This window comes from Arthrobacter sp. 10T419, from assembly GCF_056394105.1.
This window is the reverse complement of the sequence record NZ_JBFTHF010000001.1, coordinates 461833-483672: the sequence shown is the minus strand read 5'-3', so window position 1 is coordinate 483672 and position 21840 is coordinate 461833. Positions and strand designations below refer to the sequence as shown.

Here is a 21840-nt window from a genome sequence, read left to right as displayed (position 1 = left end):
TCAACTCCTCAGGCTCATTCGATCAACGCGCCTAACCCTACTCCGCAGTAATGCCGGATCGGCCGATTATCCGCCCGGGTGTCGCCGGAGCCTCCGGTGCCGCGGAAGGATCAGCCGGCGACGCTCTGCGGTTCGTCGCTGGCGGCCAGCTCACCCAACCACTCCAGGGCGTCGGCGCGGGAGGTGAAGTAGCGTTGCGGGCAGTCGTTGCCGCGGCGCATCCACGCGGCGACAACCCGGTCCACGTTCGATTCGCCGACGAGTGCCACGGAGGAAACGAAGCGGCTCTCCAGGTAATGGTTGCGGGCTCCGGCGGTCAGCTTGACGTCGCTGATGTCGATCAGCAAGGGCAGCATCCGCCCGGCGCTGATTTTTGAAATGGCAACGACGGAATCGACGGCGTCCGCCGTATCGAGCATGGACCCGGAGGCCCAGGCCAGCCGAAGAATTCCGCTCTCATCCAGGTTGAGCGTCCCCTTGCCAGCTGCCAGGACTATCTCCATGTGATTCCCCCTCCTGCGACAGAGTAGCGCCTCAGCGGGCCAAGATGTGACGCCGGGCACGTTTTCGACCGGAAAATGACGTTCGACGGCGGAAAACCCCAGCGTTGCGCGCCTTCGCCAGCGGCCGGACCGCGTAGGGTGCCGTCATGGACATCATCCTGGTTCCCGGTTTCTGGTTGGACGCGTCGTCGTGGTCGGAGGTCACGCCGCCGCTGGTCGCCGCGGGGCATCGGGTCCACCCGCTCACGCTGCCCGGGCTGGAGTCGGCTGACGCACCGCGCGCCGGCATCGGCTTGCGCACCCACATCGACGCCGTCGTGGCCGCCGTAGACAGGGTGGACACCCCGGTGGTCCTGGTGGGCCACTCCGGCGGCGGGGCGATCATCCATGGCGCCGTGGATGCGCGACCGGACCGCGTTGCCCGCGCCATCTACGTGGACAGCGGCCCGCTGGGGGACGGCGGCGTCGTCAACGACCAGCTGCCGGCCGACGGCGACGAGGTGCCGCTGCCGCCATGGGAATTCTTCGAGGACGAGGACCTCGTTGACCTGGACGAGGAGCTCCGGTCCGCCTTCCGGGCCCGCGCCGTCCCGGAACCCAAGGGCGTTGCCTACGACCAGCAGAGGCTCCACGATGACCGCCGCTACGACGTTCCGGCAACTATCATCGCCTGCGAATTTCCGACGTCGGTGCTGCTCGAATGGATTGCCGCGGAGCAGCCGTATGTCGCGGAGCTGGCACGGATCCGCGACGTCGAATACCTGGACCTGCCGACCGGGCACTGGCCGCAGTTCACCAGGCCCGCGGAACTGGGTGCTGCCATCCTCGCCGCCGTGGACCGAACGCCGATTGCTCCATAACTGCCGTTTTCACGTCCCATAACGGCACCTACGGAGCAGTCGCGCAATAAAACAAAAAAGCCTCCGGAACCGTTTGGTTCCGGAGGCTTTCTCGAGGGTGGCAGATGAGGGATTCGAACCCCCGTAGGCGTTGCCAGCTGATTTACAGTCAGCCCCCTTTGGCCGCTCGGGTAATCTGCCGAACTTCAAAAGAAGATCACTCGCGGCTTCCATCTGCCGAACGCCTGTTTCCAGTCCGTTCCGCTTCCAGCAACCGCGGGCAAGACAACTTTACAGAACTTCCGCCGAAGAATCGAATCGGCGCCGCGTGGCCCCGGGAGGCCCGGAATATCAGGCTTCTCCGAGGATGCGGCCGGCGAGTTTGGCCTCGAACTTCGCCGCCTGCTCGGCGGTGACCTGGTTCAGCTGCACCGCCCGGGCCAGGTCCGCCTGCACGCCACCGAGGCGGGCGGAAGCGTCTGCGGCCGGGCTGAGGATGATGGAGGCCGCCAGGGCCGCGGCGGCCACCGACGTCACCGCCGTCGTTATGGAACCCGCGGCTGCGGCGGTGGTGCTGCTGACGTTACGGATGACCCTGCGGTTCATGTGCCCTGCCTTTCAAGCGGCTCTTCCAACGGTCCCAACTCTCCCGGGCCAAGCTTCGTTCCCCCCGGGGTTCAGCTTTGAGCCAACTGTGAAGACCGGCCGCCCCGCGGCACCTTCACATCCGGAGCATCCGTACTAGGCTGGAATGCAGAAAACACCGCCCTCCAGCAGGGCGTCCGGACAACATCAGGAGGACAGTCATGGCAGGCGAATCCACATTCGACGTCGTCAGCAAGGTCGACAAGCAGGAAGTCGCCAACGCGCTGAACCAGGCGCAGAAGGAACTGGCGCAGCGGTACGACTTCAAGGGCGTCGGCGCCGAGGTCGACTTCAGCGGCGAGAAGATCCTGATGAAGGCCAATTCCGAGGAGCGGGTGCTGGCCGTCCTTGACGTGCTGCAGTCCAAGCTGATCCGCCGCGGCATCTCGCTGAAGTCCCTCGACACGGGCGAGCCCTACCCTTCCGGCAAGGAATTCCGCCTCGAGGCCACCATCAAGGAAGGCATTGCCCAGGACCTTGCGAAGAAGATCAACAAGTTGATCCGCGACGAGGGCCCCAAGTCGGTCAAGTCCCAGATCCAGGGCGACGAGCTGCGCGTGACGTCCAAGTCCCGCGACGACCTCCAGGAAACCATGAACCTGCTGAAGGGCTTCGACGAGGCCGATCTCCAGTTCGTGAACTTCCGCAGCTAGCTGCGCTCCGCGTCGGGCACTCCCCTGCGACGCACAAAAGGGCTGGCGCCACCGGTATTCCGGCAGCGCCAGCCCTTTTGTGCGTCATGGAACCAGGCGCGCGTCGTCAGGCCGGCGGGCCTAGCCCAGCTGACGCCCCGCCATCCGCTCAAGCCGGCCGATCCGTTCGCTCATCGGCGGGTGCGTGGAGAACATCCGCGCCATGCCGCCGCCGCGGAACGGGTTGGCGATCATCAGGTGCGAGGCGTTCACCAGCCGCTGGTCCTGCGGCAGCGGCGCGAGCTGGACGCCCTGCTCGATCTTGCGCAGGGCCGAGGCCAGCGCCAGCGGGTCGCCGGTGAGCGCCGAACCGTCCTCGTCGGCGTCGTACTCGCGGGTCCTGGAGATGGCCATCTGGATCAGCGACGCGGCAAACGGCGCCAGCAGGGCCATCGCGAGGAGGGCGAGGGGATTGCCGTTGCGGCGGTCGCCGCCCCCGCCGAAGAACAGCAGCATCTGGCCCACCGAGGTGATCACGCCCGCGACGGCGGCGGCCACCGACGAGGTGAGAATGTCCCGGTTGTAGACGTGCATCAGCTCGTGGCCGAGCACGCCGCGGAGTTCGCGGGCGTCGAGCAGCTGCAGGATGCCCTGCGTGCAGCAGACCGCGGCGTTTTGCGGATTCCGGCCGGTGGCGAAGGCGTTGGGTGCCATGGTCGGTGAGATGTAGATCCGCGGCATCGGCTGGTTGGCGCGGGCGGAGAGCTCCCGGACGATCTGGTGCAGCTCCGGCGCCTCGGCCTCGGTCACCGGATAGGCCTGCATGGACCGGATCGCGATCTTGTCGCTGTTCCAGTACCCGTAGGCGGTGGTGCCGACGCCGATCAGGGCCATGATCCAGATGGGCGCCGAACTCCGCATCCCGGATCCAATCACCGCGCCCAGGCCAAGCAGCACCGCCCAGAGCACGCCGAACAGGGCCGCCGTCTTCAAGCCGTTGTGATGGTTATGCACTGATCCTCCCAAGCCATGCCGTCGATCGGGTGTCCCACGGGTCACCCATCTAAGAAACGAACCGCTAGGGAACCGGGTTCCGCGCGTCGTACTTCAGGAACCCGGACTGCCAGCGCGCCACGAGCCAGGCCACCACCGCGCACAGCACCCCGCCGGCGAGCAGAACCCAGCCTTCACTGAGCAGCTTAGTCGCGCCGCCGGCCAGCATGTCCCCCACCCGGGGGCCGCCCGCGACGACGACCACGAAGACGCCCTGCAGCCGGCCGCGCAGGTGGTCCGGGGTGGCCGATTGCAGGATGGTGGTGCGGAAGACCGCGCTGACGGAGTCGGCGATACCGGCGAGCGCGCAGCACACGGCGGCAGGCACCAGCCAGGGGGTCACGCCCGCGGCGCCGGACCGGCCGGCGAGCACGACGACGAGGCCCAGCCCCGCGATGGAGGCGCCCCAGCCCATAACGGACCAGACCACCGCCGTGCCCTGCGCCCGGACCGCACCGAGCGGGCCGGAGAAGAGCCCGGCCAGGAACGCGCCGACGGCAGTTGAGGCCAACAGCACGCCGACCGTGGCTTCGCCGCCACCGATCATGAGTGCGGCGATGGCCGGCAGCAGCGCCCGCGGTTGCGCCAGGATCATGGCCACGAGGTCGATCACGAAGGTCATGCGCAGGTTCGGCCGCGTGCCGAGGAAGCGGAAGCCCTCGACGACGGAGCGCAGGCCGGCCCGGTGCGACTCATGCCCTGGCGGCATGGGCGGCAGCTTCAGCAGGGCCCAGACGACAAACGCGAAGCTGGCCACATCGATCGTGTAGGTCCAGGCGAAGCCGACCGTGGCCACCAGCACGCCGGCCAGCAGCGGACCGGCGGTCATGGTCAGGCCGAAGATCATCATGCTCAGGGCATTCGCCGCGGGCAGGAGCTCTTTCCGGACCAGGACCGGGATGATGGCGCTGCGGGCCGGCTGGTTGATGGCCTGCGCGCCGCTCTGCACCGCGACGAGCAGGTACAGCAGCCAGACGTTGCCCAAGTGCAGCCACGCCTGCAGCGCCAGGCCGACCGTAGTCAGCCACAGCACCGCGGAGGCGAGCAGCGCGACCTTGCGGCGGTCGTGGGCATCCGCGATGGAGCCGCCGAGGAGGCCGCCGAACACCAGCGGGACCAGGGCAAAAATGCTCAGCAGCCCCACGTACAGGCTGTCCTGGGTGAGCCGGTAGACCTCGAGGCTCACGGCCACGAGGGTGAGTTGGCTGCCCAACGCCGAGGCGGCGGATCCAAGCCACAGACGGCGGAAGGCCGGGCTTTCGCGTAACGGCGTGATGTCCGCCAGGAATTTCCCCACCCGGCAACTCTAGTGGGCCACAAAGGAAATAAGCCGAACCTTATTGTGACCAGCTCAAAATAAGTGCTTGAATGGGGCCATGACGGATTCGGTGGGCGGCAGCGAGGCATGGACCGCCGCCCTGCATGCCCACGGCCGCCGGGTCACTAAGCAGCGGCTGGCCGTGCTGGCCGCCGTCGAACGCCACCCGCATTCGCCGGCGGAGAGCATCCTTGCCGCAGCCCGCGAGGAGCTGCCCGAACTTACGGCGCAGTCCGTCTACGTGGTCCTCGGCGACCTGACCGAGCTGCAGATGCTGCGCCGCTTCGAACCCCCGCACTCGCCCGCACTGTATGAGACGCGTGTGGGGGACAACCACCACCACGCCGTCTGCATCAGCTGCGGCCGCGTGGAGGACGTTGAATGCGCCGTCGGCCACGCGCCGTGCCTCACCCCGCACTGGGACTCGGGCTCCAAGCCCATGACCATCCAGATCGCGGACGTCCTGTACCAGGGCATCTGCGAGGACTGCCAGCGCACCCAAAAACTCCCCGCCGACCGTAACTAAGTTAGAAACAGAAATAGGAGAATGATGACTCAGAACATCTCTGCGCCCGCAGTGTCCACGACACAGTCCGGTGCCCCCGTCACTTCCGACGCCCACTCGCAGTCCGTCGGTGCTGACGGCGCGATCATCCTGACCGACCACTACCTGGTGGAGAAGCTCGCCCAGTTCAACCGCGAGCGCGTGCCGGAGCGTGTCGTGCACGCCAAGGGCGGCGGCGCCTTCGGCACGTTCACGACCACGGGGGATGTCTCCCAGTACACCAAGGCCGCGCTGTTCCAGCCGGGCGCCGAGACGGACATGCTCATCCGTTTCTCCTCCGTCGCCGGCGAGGCAGGCTCCGCCGACACACTCCGCGACCCGCGCGGCTTCGCCGTGAAGTTCTACACCACCGAGGGCAATTACGACCTCGTCGGCAACAACACCCCGGTGTTCTTCATCCGCGACGGCATCAAGTTCCCGGACTTCATCCACTCGCAGAAGCGCCTCCCGGGCACCCACCTGCGCGACGCCGACATGCAGTGGGACTTCTGGACCCTCTCCCCCGAGTCCGCCCACCAGGTCACCTGGCTCATGGGCGACCGCGGCCTGCCGGCCTCCTGGCGTGAAATGCAGGGCTACGGCTCGCACACCTACCAGTGGATCAATGCAGCGGGCGAGCGCTTCTGGGTCAAGTACCACTTCAAGTCCAACCAGGGCGTCAAGTCCCTGACGGGCGACGAAGCGGAAGAGCTGGCCGGCGCGGACGCGGACTTCTACATCCGCGACCTGCAGGAGAACATCGACGCCGGCAACTTCCCCTCCTGGGACCTGCACGTCCAGGTGATGCCGTACGAGGACGCCAAGACGTACCGCTTCAACCCGTTCGACGTCACCAAGGTATGGCCGCACGGCGACTACCCGCTGGTCAAGGTCGGCACCATGGAGCTGAACAAGAACCCGGATAACTACTTCGCGCAGATCGAGCAGGCCACCTTCGCGCCGTCGAACTTCGTGCCGGGGATCGCCGCCTCCCCGGACAAGATGCTGCAGGTCCGCATCTTCTCCTACGCCGACGCGCACCGCTACCGCGTGGGCACCAACCACGCCCAGCTCCCGGTGAACCTGCCCAAGAGCCAGGTCAACAACTACAGCCAGGACGGCGCGGCGCGGTACCACTTCAACGCCCCCTCCGTCCCGGTGTACGCGCCGAACTCCTTCGGCGGTCCCGCCGCCGTGGAACCCCAGAACCCGGCTGGCGGCTGGGAGAACGACGGCGAGCTGACGCTCTCCGCGCACTCCCTGCACGCTGAGGACGGCGACTTCGGCCAGGCCGGCACGCTGTACCGCGAGGTGTTCGACGACGGCGCCAAGGCCCGCCTGCTGGACACCCTCACCGGTGCGGTGGGCGGCGTCAAGGACGCTGGCATCAAGGAGCGCGCCATCCAGTACTGGACCAACGTCGACGCCGAGCTCGGCGCGAAGCTTCGGGCCAACCTGGGTGCCGCCGCCGGTGCTGCCACCTCGGACGCAGAGGCTGCCAACAAGATCGGCTAGCCTTTCCCAGCAATGAAAGAACACCCCGCCGCGGAGAACCGCGGCGGGGTGTTCTTTTCGTCCGGAGCCCGGACCGGCGGGACAGCTAGGCGCCGCTGGCGCCGGGGTCCGCCGCCGGGGCCGCCGACGCTGCCGCGGTAGCTGCTGCCGGCGCGCCCGCCGCTGCGGGGCGGTGGCCCCTCTTGGCGAGCTGGATCTGCTCGTAGACGTGGTGGCGGAGCTCGGTGAACCGGGGCAGGGAACGGGTCTCCAGCTGGTCCCGCTCGGCCGGAAGGTCGATCACGATGTCCTCCTGCACCACGGTCGGGGAGCTCGAGAGGATGATGACCCGTTCACCGAGGTAGACCGACTCGTCGATGTCGTGGGTCACGAAAAGCACGGTCACGCCGAGCTTCTTCCAGACCACCCGGATCAAGTCCTCGAGGTCCGCGCGGGTCTGCGCGTCGACGGCGGCAAACGGCTCGTCCATCAGCAGGACCTCGGGCTGGTATGCGATGGCACGGGCGATCGCCACGCGCTGCTGCATGCCGCCGGAAAGCTGCCAAGGGTAGGAGCGCGGCACGTGGGCCAGGCCCACGGCCTCCAGGGCCTCGTCGACGAGCCGGTCGCGTTCGGCCTTGGGCACGCCCTGGTTCTTCAGCGGCAGTTCCACGTTGTCCCTGACCCGCATCCAGGGGAACAGCGAGCGTCCGTATTCCTGGAAAACCACCGCCATCTTCTTCGGCGGCCCGGACACCCGCTTGCCGTCCAGGAGCACTTCCCCCTCGGTGGGGGTCATCAGGCCCGAGATGCACTTGAGCAGGGTGGTCTTGCCGGACCCCGAAGGGCCCACGAGGCAGGCCAGTTCACCGGCGCGGAGATCGAAGGTGAGGTTCCGCACCGCTTCGACGTCGCCGCCGTCGGTCTGGTAGACCTTCTTCAGTCCGCGGACGGAGAGCATCGCCTCCGGGGCCGCTTGCGCTGCACTAGGCTGCATTTTCTACCTCTTTCTGGCCGTGGTACCAGCGCAGGATGTTCCGCTCGGCCCATTGGAAGATGAATGACATGGCCACGCCCAGCAGTCCGAGGACCACGATGCCGGACCACATTTCGGGGATGGCGAAGGACCGCTGGAACTGGACAATGGTGAAGCCCAACCCGGAGGACGAGGCGAACATTTCGGAGATGACCATCAGGATCAGCCCCAGGGACAGCGACTGGCGCACGCCGGCGAGGATCTGCGGGCTGGCCGAGGGCAGCACCAGGTAACGCACACGGGCCCAGCCGTCGATGCCGTAGGTGTGGGCCGAATCCGAGAGGACCCCGTCCACGGCGCGGACGCCCTCAATGGTGTTCAGCAGCACCGGCCAGACACAGCCGGAGATGATGACCGCGATCTTCATCGAATCGGTGATGCCCATCAGCAGGATCAGGACCGGGACCAGCACGGGCGGCGGGATGGCGCGGAAGAATTCGAGCGTCGGTTCCAGCAACGCCCGGAGCCATTTGACCGAGCCGATCAGCACGCCGCCCACGACGCCGATCACGATCGCCGCGACCACGCCGATCAGGAGCCGGGCGATGCTGGGCAGCACGTCCGAGAAGAAGCGGGGGCCGAACCAGACCTCGCCGAACTTGTTGACCAGGGCGGCCGGGGTCGGGACGAAGAAATTGACCGTTCCGAGGGTGGAGGCCCACCAGGCCAGGACGAGCAGAACTGGCAGCGCGAGCAGGTAGGCCGCCGTTTTCAGTGCTTTCATACGATCACCTCAGAACGGACCGAGGAATGCCAGGACAGGGTCTTCTTTTCGATGAAGCGCATCAGGACGTTGATCAGCACACCGATCAGCCCGGTGGCGAGCACCAGGGCGTACACGCCCGAGATGGCGCCGCCGGATTGCGCGAGCGCGATTTCACGGCCTAGCCCCGGCGAACCGATCACGAGTTCCGCCGTGATGGCCAGGACCAGCGCCACCGTGGCTGCGAGCCGGACACCGGTCATCAGGTAGGGCAACGCGGTGGGGAACACGACGTAGCGGATCCGCGCCATCCACCCCAGCCCGTAGGTCTTGGCGGTGTTGTTGGCGACCATGTCGACGTCGGCCACCCCGTAGAGGACCTGAATGAGGACCTGCCAGAAGGCGGCATAGGTGATCAGCATCAGTGACGACTCGATCTTCACGCCGAAGAGCAGCACGGCCAGCGGGATGAGGGCCACAGACGGAATCGGGCGCAGGAACTCGACGGTGGAGTTGGTGGCTTTGCGCAGGAAGCTGCTGGATCCGATGATGAAGCCCAGCAGCACGGCGAGGGCAACCGCGATGATGAGGCCCAGGAACCAGGCCTTCATGGTTTCACCGACCGAGACCCAAAACGCCGTCAGGCCGAAGTCGAGGGCCAGGGCGGAAATGACCTCGCTGGCGGGCGGAAGGTAACGTTCGTCGATAATTCCCAGACGCGGAATGAGCTCCCAGGTTCCCAGGAACCCAATTATCCCGACCACACCGAGCAACTGCTTCACCGGAAGTTTGTGGCCGGACCGGCGGTTCCGCCTCCCGCCGGAGGCGGAACCGCCGGACGCCACAGCGTCGGAACTCATGGAACTTACCGAACTCACGGGAGGAGGTCGCCTGCGTTCGGGGCCTTGGACAGCGTCCCGTACTTGGCGGCAGCATCACCGAGGGTCTTGAAGGCGTCCTTGTTGAACTCCACACGGTAGCGGGGCAGGACAATCTTGGCCCGGGTGGCTTCGTCGATCTTGGTGTAGGTGCCCACGATGTCGCGGACTTCCTGCGGGTGCGCCTGGGCATATTCGAGCGACTTGTTCATGGCCCGGGTGAACTTCTGGGTCAGCTCGGCCTTGCCCTTGATGGTGTCCGCCTTGGTGAAGTAGCCGGCGATGTCCAGCTCAGGGCTCATGTCCACGAAGTTGGAGGAAATGATCTTGCCGCCCTCTGCGACGGCCTTGGACAGGAAGGGCTCCAGGATCCAGGCCGCGTCCACCTGCTTGTTGGCCAGCGCGGCGGGGGCGTCCGGGAAGGCCACCTCCACGAACTTCACGCTCGAGGGGTCGCCACCGGCCTTTTCGACGACCGACTTGATGGTGGTGTCCCCGATATTGGAGAGGTTGTTCACCGAGACGGTCTTGCCCGCAAGGTCCTTCGGGGACTGGATGCTGGACCCGGCGGGGACGACGACGCCGCCGATGTCCTTGCCCTTCTCGCCCGTGGTTGAGGCGCCGTTGGCGACGAATTTCAGGTCAAGGCCCTTGTCCTTCGCCACCATGACGGAGATCAGGTTGGAGAAGGCGAAGTCGAAGCTGCCGCTCACCACGCCGGGGACGATCGCCGCACCGCCGGTGGCCGTCTGGATGTCCAGCTGAAGGCCTTCGTCTTTGAAGAATCCCAGCTTGTTGCCCAGGTAGATGGGGGCGCAGTCGACGATCGGGATGACGCCGACGCTGACCTTGGTCAGATTTCCGCCGCCCGTTGCACCGCCGGATGCGCTGCCCCCGCCGGTGGAACTCGGCGATCCGCTGCCGCAGGCCGAGAGGGCCAGGACCGATGCGGCCGCCAGCACGGCGATAATACGACGTTTCATGTTCACTCCTATGTGCGCATTGGCGTGGGCGTGACAAGCTCCCAAGCCCCAAAGTTCGCTCTCCGAACAAGCGTTCAAAATCAAGTCTGACCTAAGGCTACTGTGAGGTCAACCACATTAGGCGCATTGTTACAGCTCCGAGACGAGCGCGGAAGAGGCCGCGGCAATACCTCCCGCAACGCAGCAACGCGGGGCCCCTACGCCCGTCCGGACAGGCCGGACGGGCCGTAGTGACCCCGCGTTGACTAACCGCGTGGAAGTGCAGCGTTGCAGCTACGAGCGGGTGAGCGACTCCGCATCCTCGTCCGCAACCGGATCGGCGGCCGGGCCGTTGACGGCGGCCCTTGCCTCGGCGAACTTCTCGTTGAGCCGGGAGTGGCGCTGGCCGTAGGCGAAGTAGATCGCGATGCCGATGACCAGCCAGATCGCGAAGAAGATCCAGGTCTCCACCGCCAGGTTCGTCATCAGGTACAGGCACAGGACGGCCGAGACGACCGGGAGCACCTTGCCGAACGGCACGCGGAAGGCCGGCTTAAGGTCCGGCCGCTTCCGGCGCAGCACCAGGATGCCGAGGCTGACCATCACGAACGCGGAGAGCGTGCCGATGTTGATCATTTCCTCGAGCAGGTCCACGTTGGTCAGTCCGGCCACGACCGCCACGGCCGTGCCGCAGATGATCTGCAGGCGTGCGGGGGTCGCCCGGATGGTGCCGGTCTTGGAGAGCGAGCGCGGCAGCAGGCCGTCGCGGCTCATGGCCAGGACCACACGCGAGAGGCCCATCAGCAGCACCATGATCACCGTGGTGAGGCCCACGAGGGAGCCGAAGGCGATGACCTTTGCGGCGTCGGTGTTCCCCACGGCCTCGAAGGCAGTGGTCAGCGTCGGGTTCTTCGCCTCGGCCAGCTTGGTGTAGGACACCATGCCGGTCAGGGCCAGCGAGACCAGGATGTAGAGCACGGTGACGATCGCCAGGCCGCCGAAGATGCCGCGGGGCAGCGTCTTCTGCGGGTTCTTGACCTCCTCGGCGGAGGTGGCGACGACGTCGAAACCAATGAAGGCGAAGAACACCAGGGCGGCGCCGGCGAAGATGCCGAGCGTGCCGTACTGGGCCGGGGCCGCGCCGGTGAGGAAGCCGAAGAAGGACTGCTTGAGCACGTCCGTGGCGGCGGTACCGCCGGTGGGTTCGGAGGCAGGGACGAACGGGGCGTAGTTCTCAAACTTCACGTAGCTGAAGCCGACGACGATGACGAAAAGCACGACGGCGATCTTGATCAGCGTGAACACGTTGCCGACACGGGCGGACAGCTTTGTCCCCAGCACCAGCAGCACGGTGAACACGGCAACAATCAGGAAGGCGCCCCAGAAGAGGTCGACGCCGGCCACGGAGATCGACGGCGGGACGTCCAGTCCCATCAGCGCGAACACTTTGCTGAGGTAGATGCCCCAGTATTTGGCGATCACGGCGGCGGCGGTGAAGAGCTCGAGGATGAGGTTCCAACCGATGATCCAGGCGAGCACCTCCCCCATGGTGGCGTAGGTGAAGACATAGGCTGAGCCGGCCACCGGGATGGCGGTGGCGAATTCGGCATAGCACATGATCGCCAGGGCGCAGGTGACGGCTGCGATGGCGAACGAGATGGTGACGGCGGGGCCGGCGAAGTTGGCGGCAGCCTTGGCCCCGACCGAGAAAATGCCTGCGCCGACCGCAACGGCGACGCCCATGATCATCAGGTCCCAGGTGCTGAGCGAGCGTTTCAGCTTGCGTCCGGGCTCATCGGCGTCGGCGATCGACTGCTCGATGGATTTGGTCCGGAAAAGGTTCATAGGAAAGTCCAAAATCTCGGTAGCTGGTTGGAAACAGACCTATTAATAGTAGTGTCCATCCACTGGACGGCCGCTTTTATCCCACATCGTGAGACGCAAAAGAGCGCGAACATACCCTTGGGGGCCCCGGCCGCGGGGCCCCCAAGTGAACGTTCGCGCCCAGGGCTTCAGTGGCTCAGGCGGGCCAGTCCATCAGCGTCGAGCGGATCAGGAAGCGCTTGCCCTCGGGAGCCTCGACGGAGAAGCCGCTGCCGCGGCCGGGGACGACGTCGACCGTCAAGTGGGTGTGGCTCCAGTAGTTGAACTGCTCCTTGGACATCCAGAATTCCAGCGGCTGCGGCTGCAGGCCGTCCGAGATGTCGAACAGGCCCAGCAGCACATCGGAGTCTCCGGTGAGGAACTCCCCCGCCGGGTAGCACATGGGCGAGGAGCCGTCGCAGCAGCCGCCGGACTGGTGGAACATGAGCGGGCCGTGCTGGAGCCAGAGCTTGCGCAGCAGCTCAACGGCTTCGGGGGTGAGCGCCACGCGGGAAAAGTCCTCGCCGGCCTGTGTCACGGCGGCGTCGAGCCTGGTCTGGGTCATCGGAGCTTCTCCTGCAAGTAGGGGCGGCTGTCACGGGCGGGACGGGAAGGCGGGGCGGACCGGTCCGGTCCGCCCCGCCGCAACGGCTTAGAAGAAGCCGAGCTTGTTCTCGTTGTAGCTGACCAGCAGGTTCTTGGTCTGCTGGTAGTGGTCCAGCATCATGGCGTGGTTCTCGCGGCCGATGCCGGAGGACTTGTACCCGCCGAACGCGGCGCCGGCCGGGTAGGCGTGGTAGTTGTTGACCCACACCCGGCCCGCCTGGATTTCGCGGCCGGCGCGGTAAGCGACGTTGCCGTTGCGGGACCAGACGCCGGCGCCCAGGCCGTAAAGGGTGTCGTTGGCGATGCCCATGGCGTCGTTGTAGTCGCTGAAGCGGGTCACCGAAACCACCGGGCCGAAGATCTCCTCCTGGAAGATCCGCATCTTGTTGTGTCCCTCGAAGATGGTGGGCTGGACGTAGTAGCCGCCAGCGAGGTCGCCGGACAGTTCGGCGCGGGCGCCGCCGGTAAGCGCTTTGGCGCCCTCCTGCTTTCCGATGTCGATGTAGGAGAGGATCTTCTCGAGCTGGTCGTTGGAGGCCTGCGCGCCGAGCTGCGTGTCGGTGTCCAGCGGGTTGCCCTGGATGATCTTCTGGGTGCGGGCCAGCGCGTCGGCCATGAAGGAGTCGTAGATGCCTTCCTGGACCAGGGCACGGGAGGGGCAGGTGCAGACCTCGCCCTGGTTGAAGGCGAAGAGCGTGAAGCCCTCAAGAGCCTTGTCGTAGAAGGCGTCGTTGTTATCCGCGACGTCGTTGAAGAAGATGTTGGGGCTCTTGCCGCCGAGCTCCAGGGTGACCGGGATCAGGTTCTGGGACGCGTACTGGCTGATCAGGCGGCCGGTGGTGGTCTCGCCGGTGAAGGCGATCTTGCGGATTCGCGGGCTGGAGGCGAGCGGCTTGCCGGCTTCGACGCCGAAGCCGTTGACGACGTTGATGACGCCCGCCGGCAGCAGGTCGCTGATCAGCTCCATCAGCACCAGGATCGAGGACGGGGTCTGCTCGGCCGGCTTGAGGACGACGGCGTTGCCGGCGGCGAGCGCGGGGGCCAGCTTCCAGACGGCCATCAGGATCGGGAAGTTCCACGGGATGATCTGGCCGACGACGCCGAGCGGCTCGTGGTAGTGGTAGGCGGTGGTGTCGTCGTCGAGCTGGGACAGCCGGCCCTCCTGGGCGCGGACGGCGGAGGCGAAGTAGCGGAAGTGGTCCGCGGCGAGCGGGATGTCGGCGTTGAGGGTTTCGCGGATCGGCTTGCCGTTGTCCCAGGACTCGGCGACGGCGAGCATCTCGGTGTTCTCGTCGATCCGGTCGGCAATCTTGTTCAGGATGGCCGCGCGCTCGGCGACGGAGGTCTTCCCCCACGACGGTGCGACCTTGTGCGCGGCGTCCAGGGCCAGCTCGATGTCCTCGGCGGTGCCGCGGGCGACCTCGCAGAAGGCCTTGCCTGTCACCGGGGTGATGTTCTCGAAGTACTGGCCCTTGACCGGGGCAACCCATTCGCCGCCGATCCAGTTCTCGTAGCGGTCCTTGAAGGTGACCTTCGAGCCCTCGGTACCGGGCTGTGCGTAGACAGTCATTGCTAGCTCCTTTGCTGTGCAAGATTGGTGGCGGGAGCGGCCAGGATCTCTGCGGCCGCCGCTGGCACCAGCCTAGGAGCCGGGAGGTTGCGAGCAGGTTGCAACCATGTGAGCCGGATCACGCGGACTCTCATTGCGCTGGGCTCGTTCAGGAACGCGGCCACCATCCAGGCAATAGGGCCCGTGTTCTGGTACTTACCTCCACCCCGCAATACCTATGGACACCGCCGGAGCCCCCTCCGATACTCAGCGTGACGCCGCAGGCTGTTGCGGCGTGGGCGTCCAGCTGCTCACCAACGGCGCTCACACCTTCATTGAGGGGGCTCTTGGCATGGTGGTAAAAACGGCAACAAAAGCAGGAGGAAGAGGCTGGCGGATGGCGTCGGCCATTGCATTGGCTTCGGCGATGGCCAGCACCTTCGTGGTCTCGCAGGCTGTCCCGGCGAGTGCGGCGACGTCGGGCGGGATGGTGATCTCAGAACTCAACTACCATTCCGGATCGGATCTGGATACCGACGACTTCCTGGAACTGACCAACACATCAGGCGCTCCGCTGGACATCTCGGGATGGTCCTTCACCGCCGGCGTCACGGCCGTCTTCGCTGCGGGCACCGTGGTTCCCGCCAACGGCTACTTTGTGGTGGCGAAGGATGCCGCCCAGTTCCAGACCACATACGGGTTCGCCCCGAACGCCGTCTACGGCGGAAACCTCAGCAACGGCGGCGAAGCGGTCACGCTGGTCGATGCGGCGCTGAACGTCGTGGACACCGTCACTTACGCGGACGTCGCGCCCTGGCCATCGACGCCTGACGGGACGGGCCCCACCCTCGAACTGCGCGACCTGACCTTGGACAACACACAGCCCGACAGCTGGGGCGCGAGCCTGGCTGCGGGCGGCACCCCCGGGGCCAAGAACTCGCTCGACGGGACCGGGCCGGCGCCGGTCGTCGCTGAGCTGAAGGCGACCCCGGCGCGGCCGTCCGCCGGTCAGCCGGTGGCCGTTACGGCCCGGCTCCGGACCGGCTCCACAGCTCAGCTCACCTACAAGGTGATGTTCGGCGCCGACGTCGTGGTTCCGTTCGTCGATGATGCGGCCAGCCCCGGCGGGGCAGGCGACGGCGTGTATTCCGGAACCATCCCGGGTCAGAGCGCGGGCAACCTGATCCGCTACCGGGTCGATGCCTCCGCGGGCGGTACCGGCTACTCGGAACCTGCGGCCGGTGACTCGGTGCGCTACCGCGGCGTGGTCGTCCTGAACTCCGCGGTCAGCAGCTCGCTTCCTGTCATCGAGTGGTTCATGGATGACGCCGTGTACAACGACATTCTGGCCAACCACCGCTACGACGATTACCAGGGCGCGGCGGTCTGGGCCTACAACGGCCAGGTCATCGACGGCGCCCTGATGAACGTGCGCGGCAACACCTCCCGGAGCAATGCCAAGGTGAGCTGGAAGGTCGAGCTGCCCAAGGGTTACATCTTCGATCTTGGCGGCAAGCTGCCCTATCCGCTGGACGAATTTGCGCTCCAGAACTACGCGGACAACTTCGCCGACGTCGGCTGGGCGACCGTGAAGGCCGGCGGCGACCGGGCCCTGAACATCGTCCCGGTCCGTACGCAGCGCAATGGCACCTTCTGGAGCCTGGGCCGGATCATGGAGACCGAGGACGGCCGCTGGCGGGATGACCAGGGCGTGTCCAACTGGGCGATCTACAAGGGCGACGGCGGCAGCGTGGGCGCCACGTCGTCTCCGGCCGCGCTCCAGGCCTCGGGCTGGCTGGACAAGAAGACCCGCAAGGATGAGGACTTCTCCGACGTCTGGACCCTGTCCAACTCGGTCGACGCCTCGCCCTCAGCGGCGCAGCAGGCCTGGATCTACCAGAATGTGAACATGCCGGAGCTGGTCAACTATATGGCGATCAACTCGATCATCCGGCACCAGGACAGCGGCTGGTACAACTGGTGGCTGGCCCGCGACACCGACGGGACCGGCCGGTGGGAGATGTGGCAGTGGGACCTGAACTGGATCTTCACCACTCCCTCCTCGGACGGCAAGGGCCTCTTCCTGACCCCGGACACCTCAAACAATTTCACTCAGGCCATGCTGAGCTACCCGGAGATCAAGGAAATGTTCTACCGGCGGCTGCGTACCCTGGCCGACCAGTTCCTTCCGGCCGGGCAGTACGAGGCGCAGTGGGACGCGATATCGGCCCAGACCACGCCGGACTGGAACCTGGACCGCGCTAAGTGGGGCGGGTACACGCCGGCGTCGGCGCGGACCGCGTTCCTGGCCGGCCTGGCGGATCGCCGCAACACGATCAACGGCAACACGGGCCCGGGCCTGCCGGTGCCCACCACCCAGGCGGCCGACGCCAATGTGGTGGTCAATGAGATCCAGTACCACCCGGCCGGAAGCGGTGGGGAGTACATCGAACTGGCGAACCCCGGCAGCACGGCCGTGGATATCTCGGGCTGGACGATCGATGCGGTCGGCCTGAAGATCCAGCCCGGCACGGTGATCCCCGCCGGCGGACGCGTGGTGTTCGTGGCGAATGACAAGGCGTTCCGCCTCGCTTACACCGGGGCGAACCGCTTTGTGGGCGGCACGTTCACGGGCACTCTCGACGACGCCGGCGAAGCCATAGTGCTGCGCGACGGCAGCCGGGTGGTGGACTCCGTGACCTACTCGAACGCGGCGCCGTGGCCGACTGCGGCAGACGGCACCGGCCCTTCGCTGGAGCTGACCTCGCCGACGGCGGACAACTCCGTTGCGTCGAACTGGACCGCGGTGTCCACCACCGGCGGCACACCGGGACTGGCAAACACGAAGGGGACTCCGCCATCGAATGTGGCGCCTGTTGCGGCGTTCACGAGTGGGGTGAGCGGGTTGACGGCGAACGTGAACGGGGCCGGTTCAACGGACTCGGACGGCACGATCGCCTCGTACGCCTGGGACTTCGGTGACGGCGGGACCGGGACCGGGGTGACGGCGAGCCACACCTACGCTGCCGAGGGGACGTATACGGTCACCCTGACCGTAACGGATAACGGCGGCGCCAAGGGCACGGTCAGCCATTCGGTAAGCGTTGCCGCGCCGCCGGCGGGCAGTGTCCTGGCTCAGGACACGTTCACCCGCACGGTCACCGGCGGTCTGGGGACGGCGGAAACGGGCGGGCCCTGGACATTGTCCGGGACAGCCTCGAACTTCGCCGTCAACGGCAGTGCGGCCACGATTGCCAGCCCCGCTGCCGCCAACCGCTACGCCTACCTTGACGGTGTCTCCTCCACTGACACGGAGGTGCGGGCAACGATCGGCTTCAACCGGCCGACCGCCAGCAGCATCTACACCGGCCTGATCGGCCGCCGGGTGGGTGCGGATACCTACGGTGCACGGGTGGTGGTTAATTCCGCCGGCGCGGTGAGCCTGCACCTGACCCGCAGCACGAATACGAACATGAGTGCCGCGACAGTGTCCGGGCTGACCTTCAATACCGGGGACCGGCTTCAGTTCCGGCTGCAGGTTACCGGAACCGCACCGACCACCATCCGGGCGAAGGTCTGGAAGGTGGGCACCGCGGAACCGGCGAACTGGCAACTGAGCACAACCGACAGCACGGCCASGCTGCAGAGCGCCGGTGGAATCGGCATCTACAGCTACCTCAGCACCACCGGAACGCCGACCCCGTTGACCGTCAGCTTCGACGACCTCTGGGCCGGGCGCACCAACTAGCGATACTCGGCAAAGAAGTCCCCGCCGGCGCAGACGACGCCGGCGGGGACTTCTTTGTGCGCCATGCAGCGCCGAGAGCGCGTCCTGCTCAGGCGCCGAATTCGGCTTCGAGCCGCTCCAGGTCCGCGACGACGGCGGCGCGTCTGGGCGAGCGCGGCGGCAGCAGCTTCAGCGCGGCGGTGCGGACCTCGACGTCGTCCCGCGCTTCCGGCAGTTCGGCATATTTCAGCAGCGATTCGGCGCTGCCGTCGGTCAGTACGGCCTCGCGCAGCAGGGACGAGACGCGGCTGCGGAGCTCGGTGATCCCCGGCGCCTCGGAGCGCGGCAGGACTGCGCCGCGGTAGATTTCCAGCGCGATCCGGTGCGCGCCGCGCTGCAGGCAGCTGAGGACCTGGCCGGAGTCCGGCACGAGGTCCACCGGGAGGCGGTACGGCCTGGACTCCGGGACGGCGTCCGGATTGAGCTGCTGCAAGACCTTGCGCAGCCGCACCATCTCGGCGCGCAATGTCATGGTGGAGCCGTCGCGCGGGTAGAGCAGCGAGCTCAGCTCCTCGGCGTTGAGGCCTTCCGGATGCGTGCTCAGCAGGGTGAGGATTTCGCTGTGCCGGGCCGAAAGCGTGACGGTGCGGCCGTCGATGCTCAATACGGCCTGATCGCGGCCGAGCAGCTGCAGGCTGTTGCGGTACAGGCTGCCGGGCGCCCTGGAGCCCGCCCGGGCGGGCCGCGCTCCGCCGGACGCGGCGTCGGACCCGGCGTCGGACCCGGCGCGAGACGCGGCGGCGGTCTGCCGGCGTCGAACCGGGGCGGCCTGCCGGGCGGCGGCAAGCTGGAGGCGCTCCACCCGCAGGTGCGCCTGCGCGGCGGCGACGGTCGCCTCGACGAGGGACAGGGTGTGCGGCGCGACGGCGGATTCGGTGCCGGTGATGTCGACGACGCCCAGCAGGGCCCCGGAATCCGGGTCGTGGAACGGCACGGCCGTGCAGCTCCAGGGGTGGACGGAGCGTTTGTAGTGTTCGGCGCCGGCGATCTGGATGCCGCGGCCAAGGGCGAGCGCGGTGCCGGGGGCGCTGGTGCCCACGGTGGCCTCGGACCAGTCTGCGCCGGGGACGAACATCATCCCCTCGGCGCGGCGCTGCATGGCGGGGTCCCCTTCGACCCAGAGCAGCCGGCCCACCTCGTCCCCGACGGCCACCAGCATGCCGCTGTCGTGGCTGGGCAGGACCAGCAGTTTGTGGATCACGGGCATGATCGCGGCCAGCGGGTGCTGCCGGCGGTATTCCTCGAGTTCCTCGCGGTCCATGGCCAGCGGGGCTTCGGGGTTGTCCGGGTTGGCGTGCAGTTGCGCGGAGCGCTGCCAGGATTCCCGGATCAGGCTGCGGAGCCCGGGCGGCTGCTCACCGGCCAGGCCTATGGAGTCCAGTTGCTCGTGCCCCGCGTAGGCATACTGCTGGCGCAGCTCCGGGCTCAGGCCGTGGCCGGAGCCGCGCGGGGCCGTCTGCTCGACTGGATTCCTCATTGAACTCCCACCTGGCTGGCGCGCTCTTGAGCGCGCGACGGCATGCCGGAGGCAGCGTCGTCCGGCCCAGTCTAGTTCCGTGCCGGGAGATTGGGAATGCACCCGCCCGGGCCTCAGCCAGTGGCGCCCGACGGAAGAACGTAGCTTTGAATCTCGCCAAGAGCCCGGATCTCGGGGCTGGGCAGGCCGGCGTCGGCAGTAAGTTTCCGGAATTCCGCGCTGCTGCTGAAGCCGTCAAAAACCTCCCTGCTAGGGCAGGTATCCAGGACAACGATGCCTTCATCGGTCTGCACGCAAAGATGTAATTCCAGTTGGCCGGCGGGCAAGAGCGCCAGCATCCGGTCGTGTGCTGCAAGGAGCTCCGCCGGGTTCCCGCGGAAGGTGTACATTCCCAGATACATTGCCTGTCTCCTTTGCATTGATTGCGGTGTTTGGTTTCTCCGGCGCGGTCCTCGCGGAGGCTCACCGCGCAGTGGTTGCGGGCCGTCGCCCGGCCCAGGGTCTGGCCTGTTCAAGCTGGGCAGCAAGCCTGAAGAGACTTGCTTCGGCGCCGAAACCCGCGAGGAAAGACATCCCGACGGGCAGCCCGGCGGAATCCGTGCCCAGCGGAATGGACATGGCCGGGTTGCCTGTGACGTTTGCGTACTCGCCGTCGAACATCAGGAAACGGCCGGCCTCCTGCTCCCCGCGGAGGGGGTTCTCCGGAGTCGCCGTGAGCGTGCCCAGCGGAAGCGGCGGCCAGCCGACCGTCGGCGTCAGCCAGAGATCGTACAGCTCGAAGAAGCCGGCAACGCGGCGGCTGAAACGCTGCAGTTCCTCCACGCCCTGCAGGTAGTCCCCCGCGCTGACGTTCCGGCCGCGCCCGAACAGGACTTCGGTGTAGAGCTCCAGCTCGCCCGGTTCGGGCCCCCGCCCCAGTCGCCGGGTCCAGTACCCCTCGATCCAGGCCGCTGCAGCAGCGTACACGTCGCGGAGGGCCCGGCGTCCGGCCCGGTCCAGCGGCGCCGGGCGCCCTTCCTCGAGCTCGTGACCGAGGTCGCTCAGCAAGTCCACGGTCGCGTCGAAGACCCGTAGATAGTCAGGATGAACCGGCTGGCCGCGGTTGGGGGTAGCAGTGGCCGCGATCCTCAGCCGTCCCGGTGGTGTCGCGGTTTCGGCCACATAGGGACGGAGCTGCGGCGGGGCCCGGTAGGGGTCCCCCGGAGCCGCACCCGCGACGGCGTCGAGCAGCGCCGCCGCGTCGCGGACCGTGCGGGTCAAGGCGAATTCGGCAGCGAGGCCGCCAACAACGTCGCCGTATTCCGGCCCCAGCGGCACACGGCTGCGGGTCGGTTTGAGACCGAACACTCCGCACCATGCCGCCGGATAGCGCAGCGACCCGCCGAGGTCGTTGCCGTGGGCCATCGGAACGATCCCCGCCGCGACTGCCGCTGCCGACCCGCCGCTCGATCCGCTCGTGGACAAGCACAAGTCCCACGGGTTGCGTGTAGCCCCGTGCAGGAGCGGTTCGCAGTGCGGGCTCAGGCCGAACTCACAGGTGTTGGTCTTGCCGATGACGGCCAGTCCGGCGCGGCGGAAGCGGCGTGCGAGCTCCTGGTCGTGGCGGGAGACGTTCCCCGCAAGCCAGCGGGAGCCTTCGGAGAAGGGCGTTCCGGCAATTTCCAGCGCCAGATCCTTGACGAGGAACGGCACGCCGGGGAAAGGAAGAGCATCGGAGAAGACGTCACCGGGCTGGGCGCTGCCGGTGTTGGGAGCGTCCCCGTCCAGCTCGACAATCACGGCATTCAGGGCTGGGTTCAGTACCCTGATCCGTTCCCTCGCCTCGGCGAGGAGTTCTGCCGCACTAACCTGGCCGGAGCGGACCAGATCGGACTGCCCTGTCCCGTCCATCCACCGAAGTTCGTCATCCACGGCTGCCTCCCGGAGGGGGACCCGGGGCTATGAGCGAGCC

General features: G+C 67.1%; 19 protein-coding genes and 1 tRNA gene. 5 read left to right on the top strand and 15 right to left on the bottom strand.

Features of this window, described 5'->3' with window-relative positions:
• Window positions 1-110: 110 nt before the first annotated feature.
• On the bottom strand, window positions 111-503 hold the full coding sequence (locus tag AC1DBD_RS02280) for a DUF7793 family protein (RefSeq protein ID WP_441416951.1): 393 nt from the start codon (window positions 501-503) through the stop codon (window positions 111-113).
• A 146-nt stretch (window positions 504-649) separates the two neighbouring features.
• Between AC1DBD_RS02280 and AC1DBD_RS02275 the strand changes: the two genes are divergently transcribed.
• A complete protein-coding gene (locus AC1DBD_RS02275) occupies window positions 650-1363 on the top strand; it encodes an alpha/beta fold hydrolase (protein ID WP_476981343.1) in 714 nt (237 codons plus the stop codon).
• 98 nt (window positions 1364-1461) lie between these two features.
• Here AC1DBD_RS02275 and AC1DBD_RS02270 read toward each other — a convergent pair.
• Together AC1DBD_RS02270 and AC1DBD_RS02265 are read right to left on the bottom strand one after the other, a co-directional pair.
• Window positions 1462-1543, bottom strand: a tRNA-Tyr gene (locus AC1DBD_RS02270).
• A 150-nt stretch (window positions 1544-1693) separates the two neighbouring features.
• A complete protein-coding gene (locus AC1DBD_RS02265; protein WP_476981342.1) occupies window positions 1694-1948 on the bottom strand; it encodes a hypothetical protein in 255 nt (84 codons plus the stop codon).
• A 200-nt stretch (window positions 1949-2148) separates the two neighbouring features.
• Between AC1DBD_RS02265 and AC1DBD_RS02260 the strand changes: the two genes are divergently transcribed.
• Window positions 2149-2640: a YajQ family cyclic di-GMP-binding protein gene (locus AC1DBD_RS02260; protein WP_138768479.1), complete on the top strand. Its 492-nt coding sequence runs from the start codon at window positions 2149-2151 to the stop codon at window positions 2638-2640.
• Window positions 2641-2760: 120 nt separating this feature from the next.
• Here the strand turns inward: AC1DBD_RS02260 and htpX are convergent, their stop codons facing one another.
• Together htpX and AC1DBD_RS02250 are read right to left on the bottom strand one after the other, a co-directional pair.
• Window positions 2761-3633 carry a zinc metalloprotease HtpX gene (gene htpX, locus AC1DBD_RS02255; protein ID WP_441416948.1) on the bottom strand — a complete coding sequence of 291 codons (873 nt, stop codon included), beginning with the start codon at window positions 3631-3633 and terminating at the stop codon, window positions 2761-2763.
• 64 nt (window positions 3634-3697) lie between these two features.
• Window positions 3698-4969: an MFS transporter gene (locus tag AC1DBD_RS02250; RefSeq protein WP_441416947.1), complete on the bottom strand. Its 1272-nt coding sequence runs from the start codon at window positions 4967-4969 to the stop codon at window positions 3698-3700.
• Between the two features lie 79 nt (window positions 4970-5048).
• Here AC1DBD_RS02250 and AC1DBD_RS02245 point away from each other — a divergent pair, with 79 nt between their 5' ends.
• Together AC1DBD_RS02245 and AC1DBD_RS02240 are read left to right on the top strand one after the other, a co-directional pair.
• On the top strand, window positions 5049-5516 hold the full coding sequence (locus tag AC1DBD_RS02245) for a Fur family transcriptional regulator (protein WP_441416946.1): 468 nt from the start codon (window positions 5049-5051) through the stop codon (window positions 5514-5516).
• Window positions 5517-5540: 24 nt separating this feature from the next.
• Complete coding sequence (locus AC1DBD_RS02240) at window positions 5541-7049, top strand: catalase (protein WP_476981454.1); 1509 nt, start codon at window positions 5541-5543, stop codon at window positions 7047-7049.
• Between the two features lie 85 nt (window positions 7050-7134).
• Here the strand turns inward: AC1DBD_RS02240 and AC1DBD_RS02235 are convergent, their stop codons facing one another.
• The 7 genes from AC1DBD_RS02235 to exaC form a co-directional block, all read right to left on the bottom strand.
• Entirely contained in the window at window positions 7135-8025 is an 891-nt protein-coding gene (locus AC1DBD_RS02235; protein ID WP_476981341.1) for an ABC transporter ATP-binding protein, read from the bottom strand.
• Window positions 8015-8788 (bottom strand): ABC transporter permease, encoded by a 774-nt coding sequence (locus tag AC1DBD_RS02230; RefSeq protein WP_441416943.1) that lies wholly within the window; start codon window positions 8786-8788, stop codon window positions 8015-8017. Before AC1DBD_RS02230 ends, AC1DBD_RS02235 begins: the two co-directional genes overlap by 11 nt.
• The gene (locus AC1DBD_RS02225) at window positions 8785-9627 is read right to left on the bottom strand and encodes an ABC transporter permease (RefSeq protein ID WP_476981340.1); all 843 of its coding nucleotides are present in this window, start codon (window positions 9625-9627) and stop codon (window positions 8785-8787) included. The genes AC1DBD_RS02230 and AC1DBD_RS02225 overlap by 4 nt, the downstream gene beginning before the upstream one ends.
• A gap of 14 nt (window positions 9628-9641) precedes the next feature.
• Window positions 9642-10628: an ABC transporter substrate-binding protein gene (locus AC1DBD_RS02220; protein WP_441416941.1), complete on the bottom strand. Its 987-nt coding sequence runs from the start codon at window positions 10626-10628 to the stop codon at window positions 9642-9644.
• A gap of 273 nt (window positions 10629-10901) precedes the next feature.
• Window positions 10902-12452 (bottom strand): amino acid permease, encoded by a 1551-nt coding sequence (locus AC1DBD_RS02215; RefSeq protein ID WP_476981339.1) that lies wholly within the window; start codon window positions 12450-12452, stop codon window positions 10902-10904.
• Window positions 12453-12627: 175 nt separating this feature from the next.
• Window positions 12628-13035 (bottom strand): DUF779 domain-containing protein, encoded by a 408-nt coding sequence (locus AC1DBD_RS02210; protein WP_175321362.1) that lies wholly within the window; start codon window positions 13033-13035, stop codon window positions 12628-12630.
• 87 nt (window positions 13036-13122) lie between these two features.
• Window positions 13123-14646, bottom strand: coding sequence for an acetaldehyde dehydrogenase ExaC (gene exaC, locus AC1DBD_RS02205; RefSeq protein ID WP_441416939.1), 1524 nt, complete (start codon window positions 14644-14646; stop codon window positions 13123-13125).
• A 376-nt stretch (window positions 14647-15022) separates the two neighbouring features.
• Here exaC and AC1DBD_RS02200 point away from each other — a divergent pair, with 376 nt between their 5' ends.
• Window positions 15023-18373 carry a lamin tail domain-containing protein gene (locus AC1DBD_RS02200; RefSeq protein ID WP_476981338.1) on the top strand — a complete coding sequence of 1117 codons (3351 nt, stop codon included), beginning with the start codon at window positions 15023-15025 and terminating at the stop codon, window positions 18371-18373.
• A gap of 88 nt (window positions 18374-18461) precedes the next feature.
• Here AC1DBD_RS02200 and AC1DBD_RS02195 read toward each other — a convergent pair whose 3' ends face one another.
• The 3 genes from AC1DBD_RS02195 to AC1DBD_RS02185 all read right to left on the bottom strand — a co-directional run bounded on the left by AC1DBD_RS02195 (window position 18462) and on the right by AC1DBD_RS02185 (window position 21800).
• Window positions 18462-19889 carry a GAF domain-containing protein gene (locus AC1DBD_RS02195; protein WP_476981337.1) on the bottom strand — a complete coding sequence of 476 codons (1428 nt, stop codon included), beginning with the start codon at window positions 19887-19889 and terminating at the stop codon, window positions 18462-18464.
• A gap of 113 nt (window positions 19890-20002) precedes the next feature.
• Window positions 20003-20290: a hypothetical protein gene (locus AC1DBD_RS02190; RefSeq protein ID WP_476981336.1), complete on the bottom strand. Its 288-nt coding sequence runs from the start codon at window positions 20288-20290 to the stop codon at window positions 20003-20005.
• A 61-nt stretch (window positions 20291-20351) separates the two neighbouring features.
• Complete coding sequence (locus AC1DBD_RS02185; protein WP_476981335.1) at window positions 20352-21800, bottom strand: amidase; 1449 nt, start codon at window positions 21798-21800, stop codon at window positions 20352-20354.
• Window positions 21801-21840: the final 40 nt, after the last annotated feature.

Coding starts and splice junctions, on each gene's coding strand:
- AC1DBD_RS02230 (WP_441416943.1), bottom strand. CDS start 8,788: ATGAAAGCACTGAAAACGGCGGCCTACCTGCTCGCGCTGCCAGTTCTG.
- AC1DBD_RS02275 (WP_476981343.1), top strand. CDS start 650: ATGGACATCATCCTGGTTCCCGGTTTCTGGTTGGACGCGTCGTCGTGG.
- AC1DBD_RS02265 (WP_476981342.1), bottom strand. CDS start 1,948: ATGAACCGCAGGGTCATCCGTAACGTCAGCAGCACCACCGCCGCAGCC.
- AC1DBD_RS02195 (WP_476981337.1), bottom strand. CDS start 19,889: ATGAGGAATCCAGTCGAGCAGACGGCCCCGCGCGGCTCCGGCCACGGC.
- exaC (WP_441416939.1), bottom strand. CDS start 14,646: ATGACTGTCTACGCACAGCCCGGTACCGAGGGCTCGAAGGTCACCTTC.
- AC1DBD_RS02210 (WP_175321362.1), bottom strand. CDS start 13,035: ATGACCCAGACCAGGCTCGACGCCGCCGTGACACAGGCCGGCGAGGAC.
- AC1DBD_RS02190 (WP_476981336.1), bottom strand. CDS start 20,290: ATGTATCTGGGAATGTACACCTTCCGCGGGAACCCGGCGGAGCTCCTT.
- AC1DBD_RS02235 (WP_476981341.1), bottom strand. CDS start 8,025: ATGCAGCCTAGTGCAGCGCAAGCGGCCCCGGAGGCGATGCTCTCCGTC.
- AC1DBD_RS02280 (WP_441416951.1), bottom strand. CDS start 503: ATGGAGATAGTCCTGGCAGCTGGCAAGGGGACGCTCAACCTGGATGAG.
- AC1DBD_RS02245 (WP_441416946.1), top strand. CDS start 5,049: ATGACGGATTCGGTGGGCGGCAGCGAGGCATGGACCGCCGCCCTGCAT.
- AC1DBD_RS02260 (WP_138768479.1), top strand. CDS start 2,149: ATGGCAGGCGAATCCACATTCGACGTCGTCAGCAAGGTCGACAAGCAG.
- AC1DBD_RS02220 (WP_441416941.1), bottom strand. CDS start 10,628: ATGAAACGTCGTATTATCGCCGTGCTGGCGGCCGCATCGGTCCTGGCC.
- AC1DBD_RS02215 (WP_476981339.1), bottom strand. CDS start 12,452: ATGAACCTTTTCCGGACCAAATCCATCGAGCAGTCGATCGCCGACGCC.
- AC1DBD_RS02240 (WP_476981454.1), top strand. CDS start 5,541: ATGACTCAGAACATCTCTGCGCCCGCAGTGTCCACGACACAGTCCGGT.
- AC1DBD_RS02225 (WP_476981340.1), bottom strand. CDS start 9,627: ATGAGTTCCGACGCTGTGGCGTCCGGCGGTTCCGCCTCCGGCGGGAGG.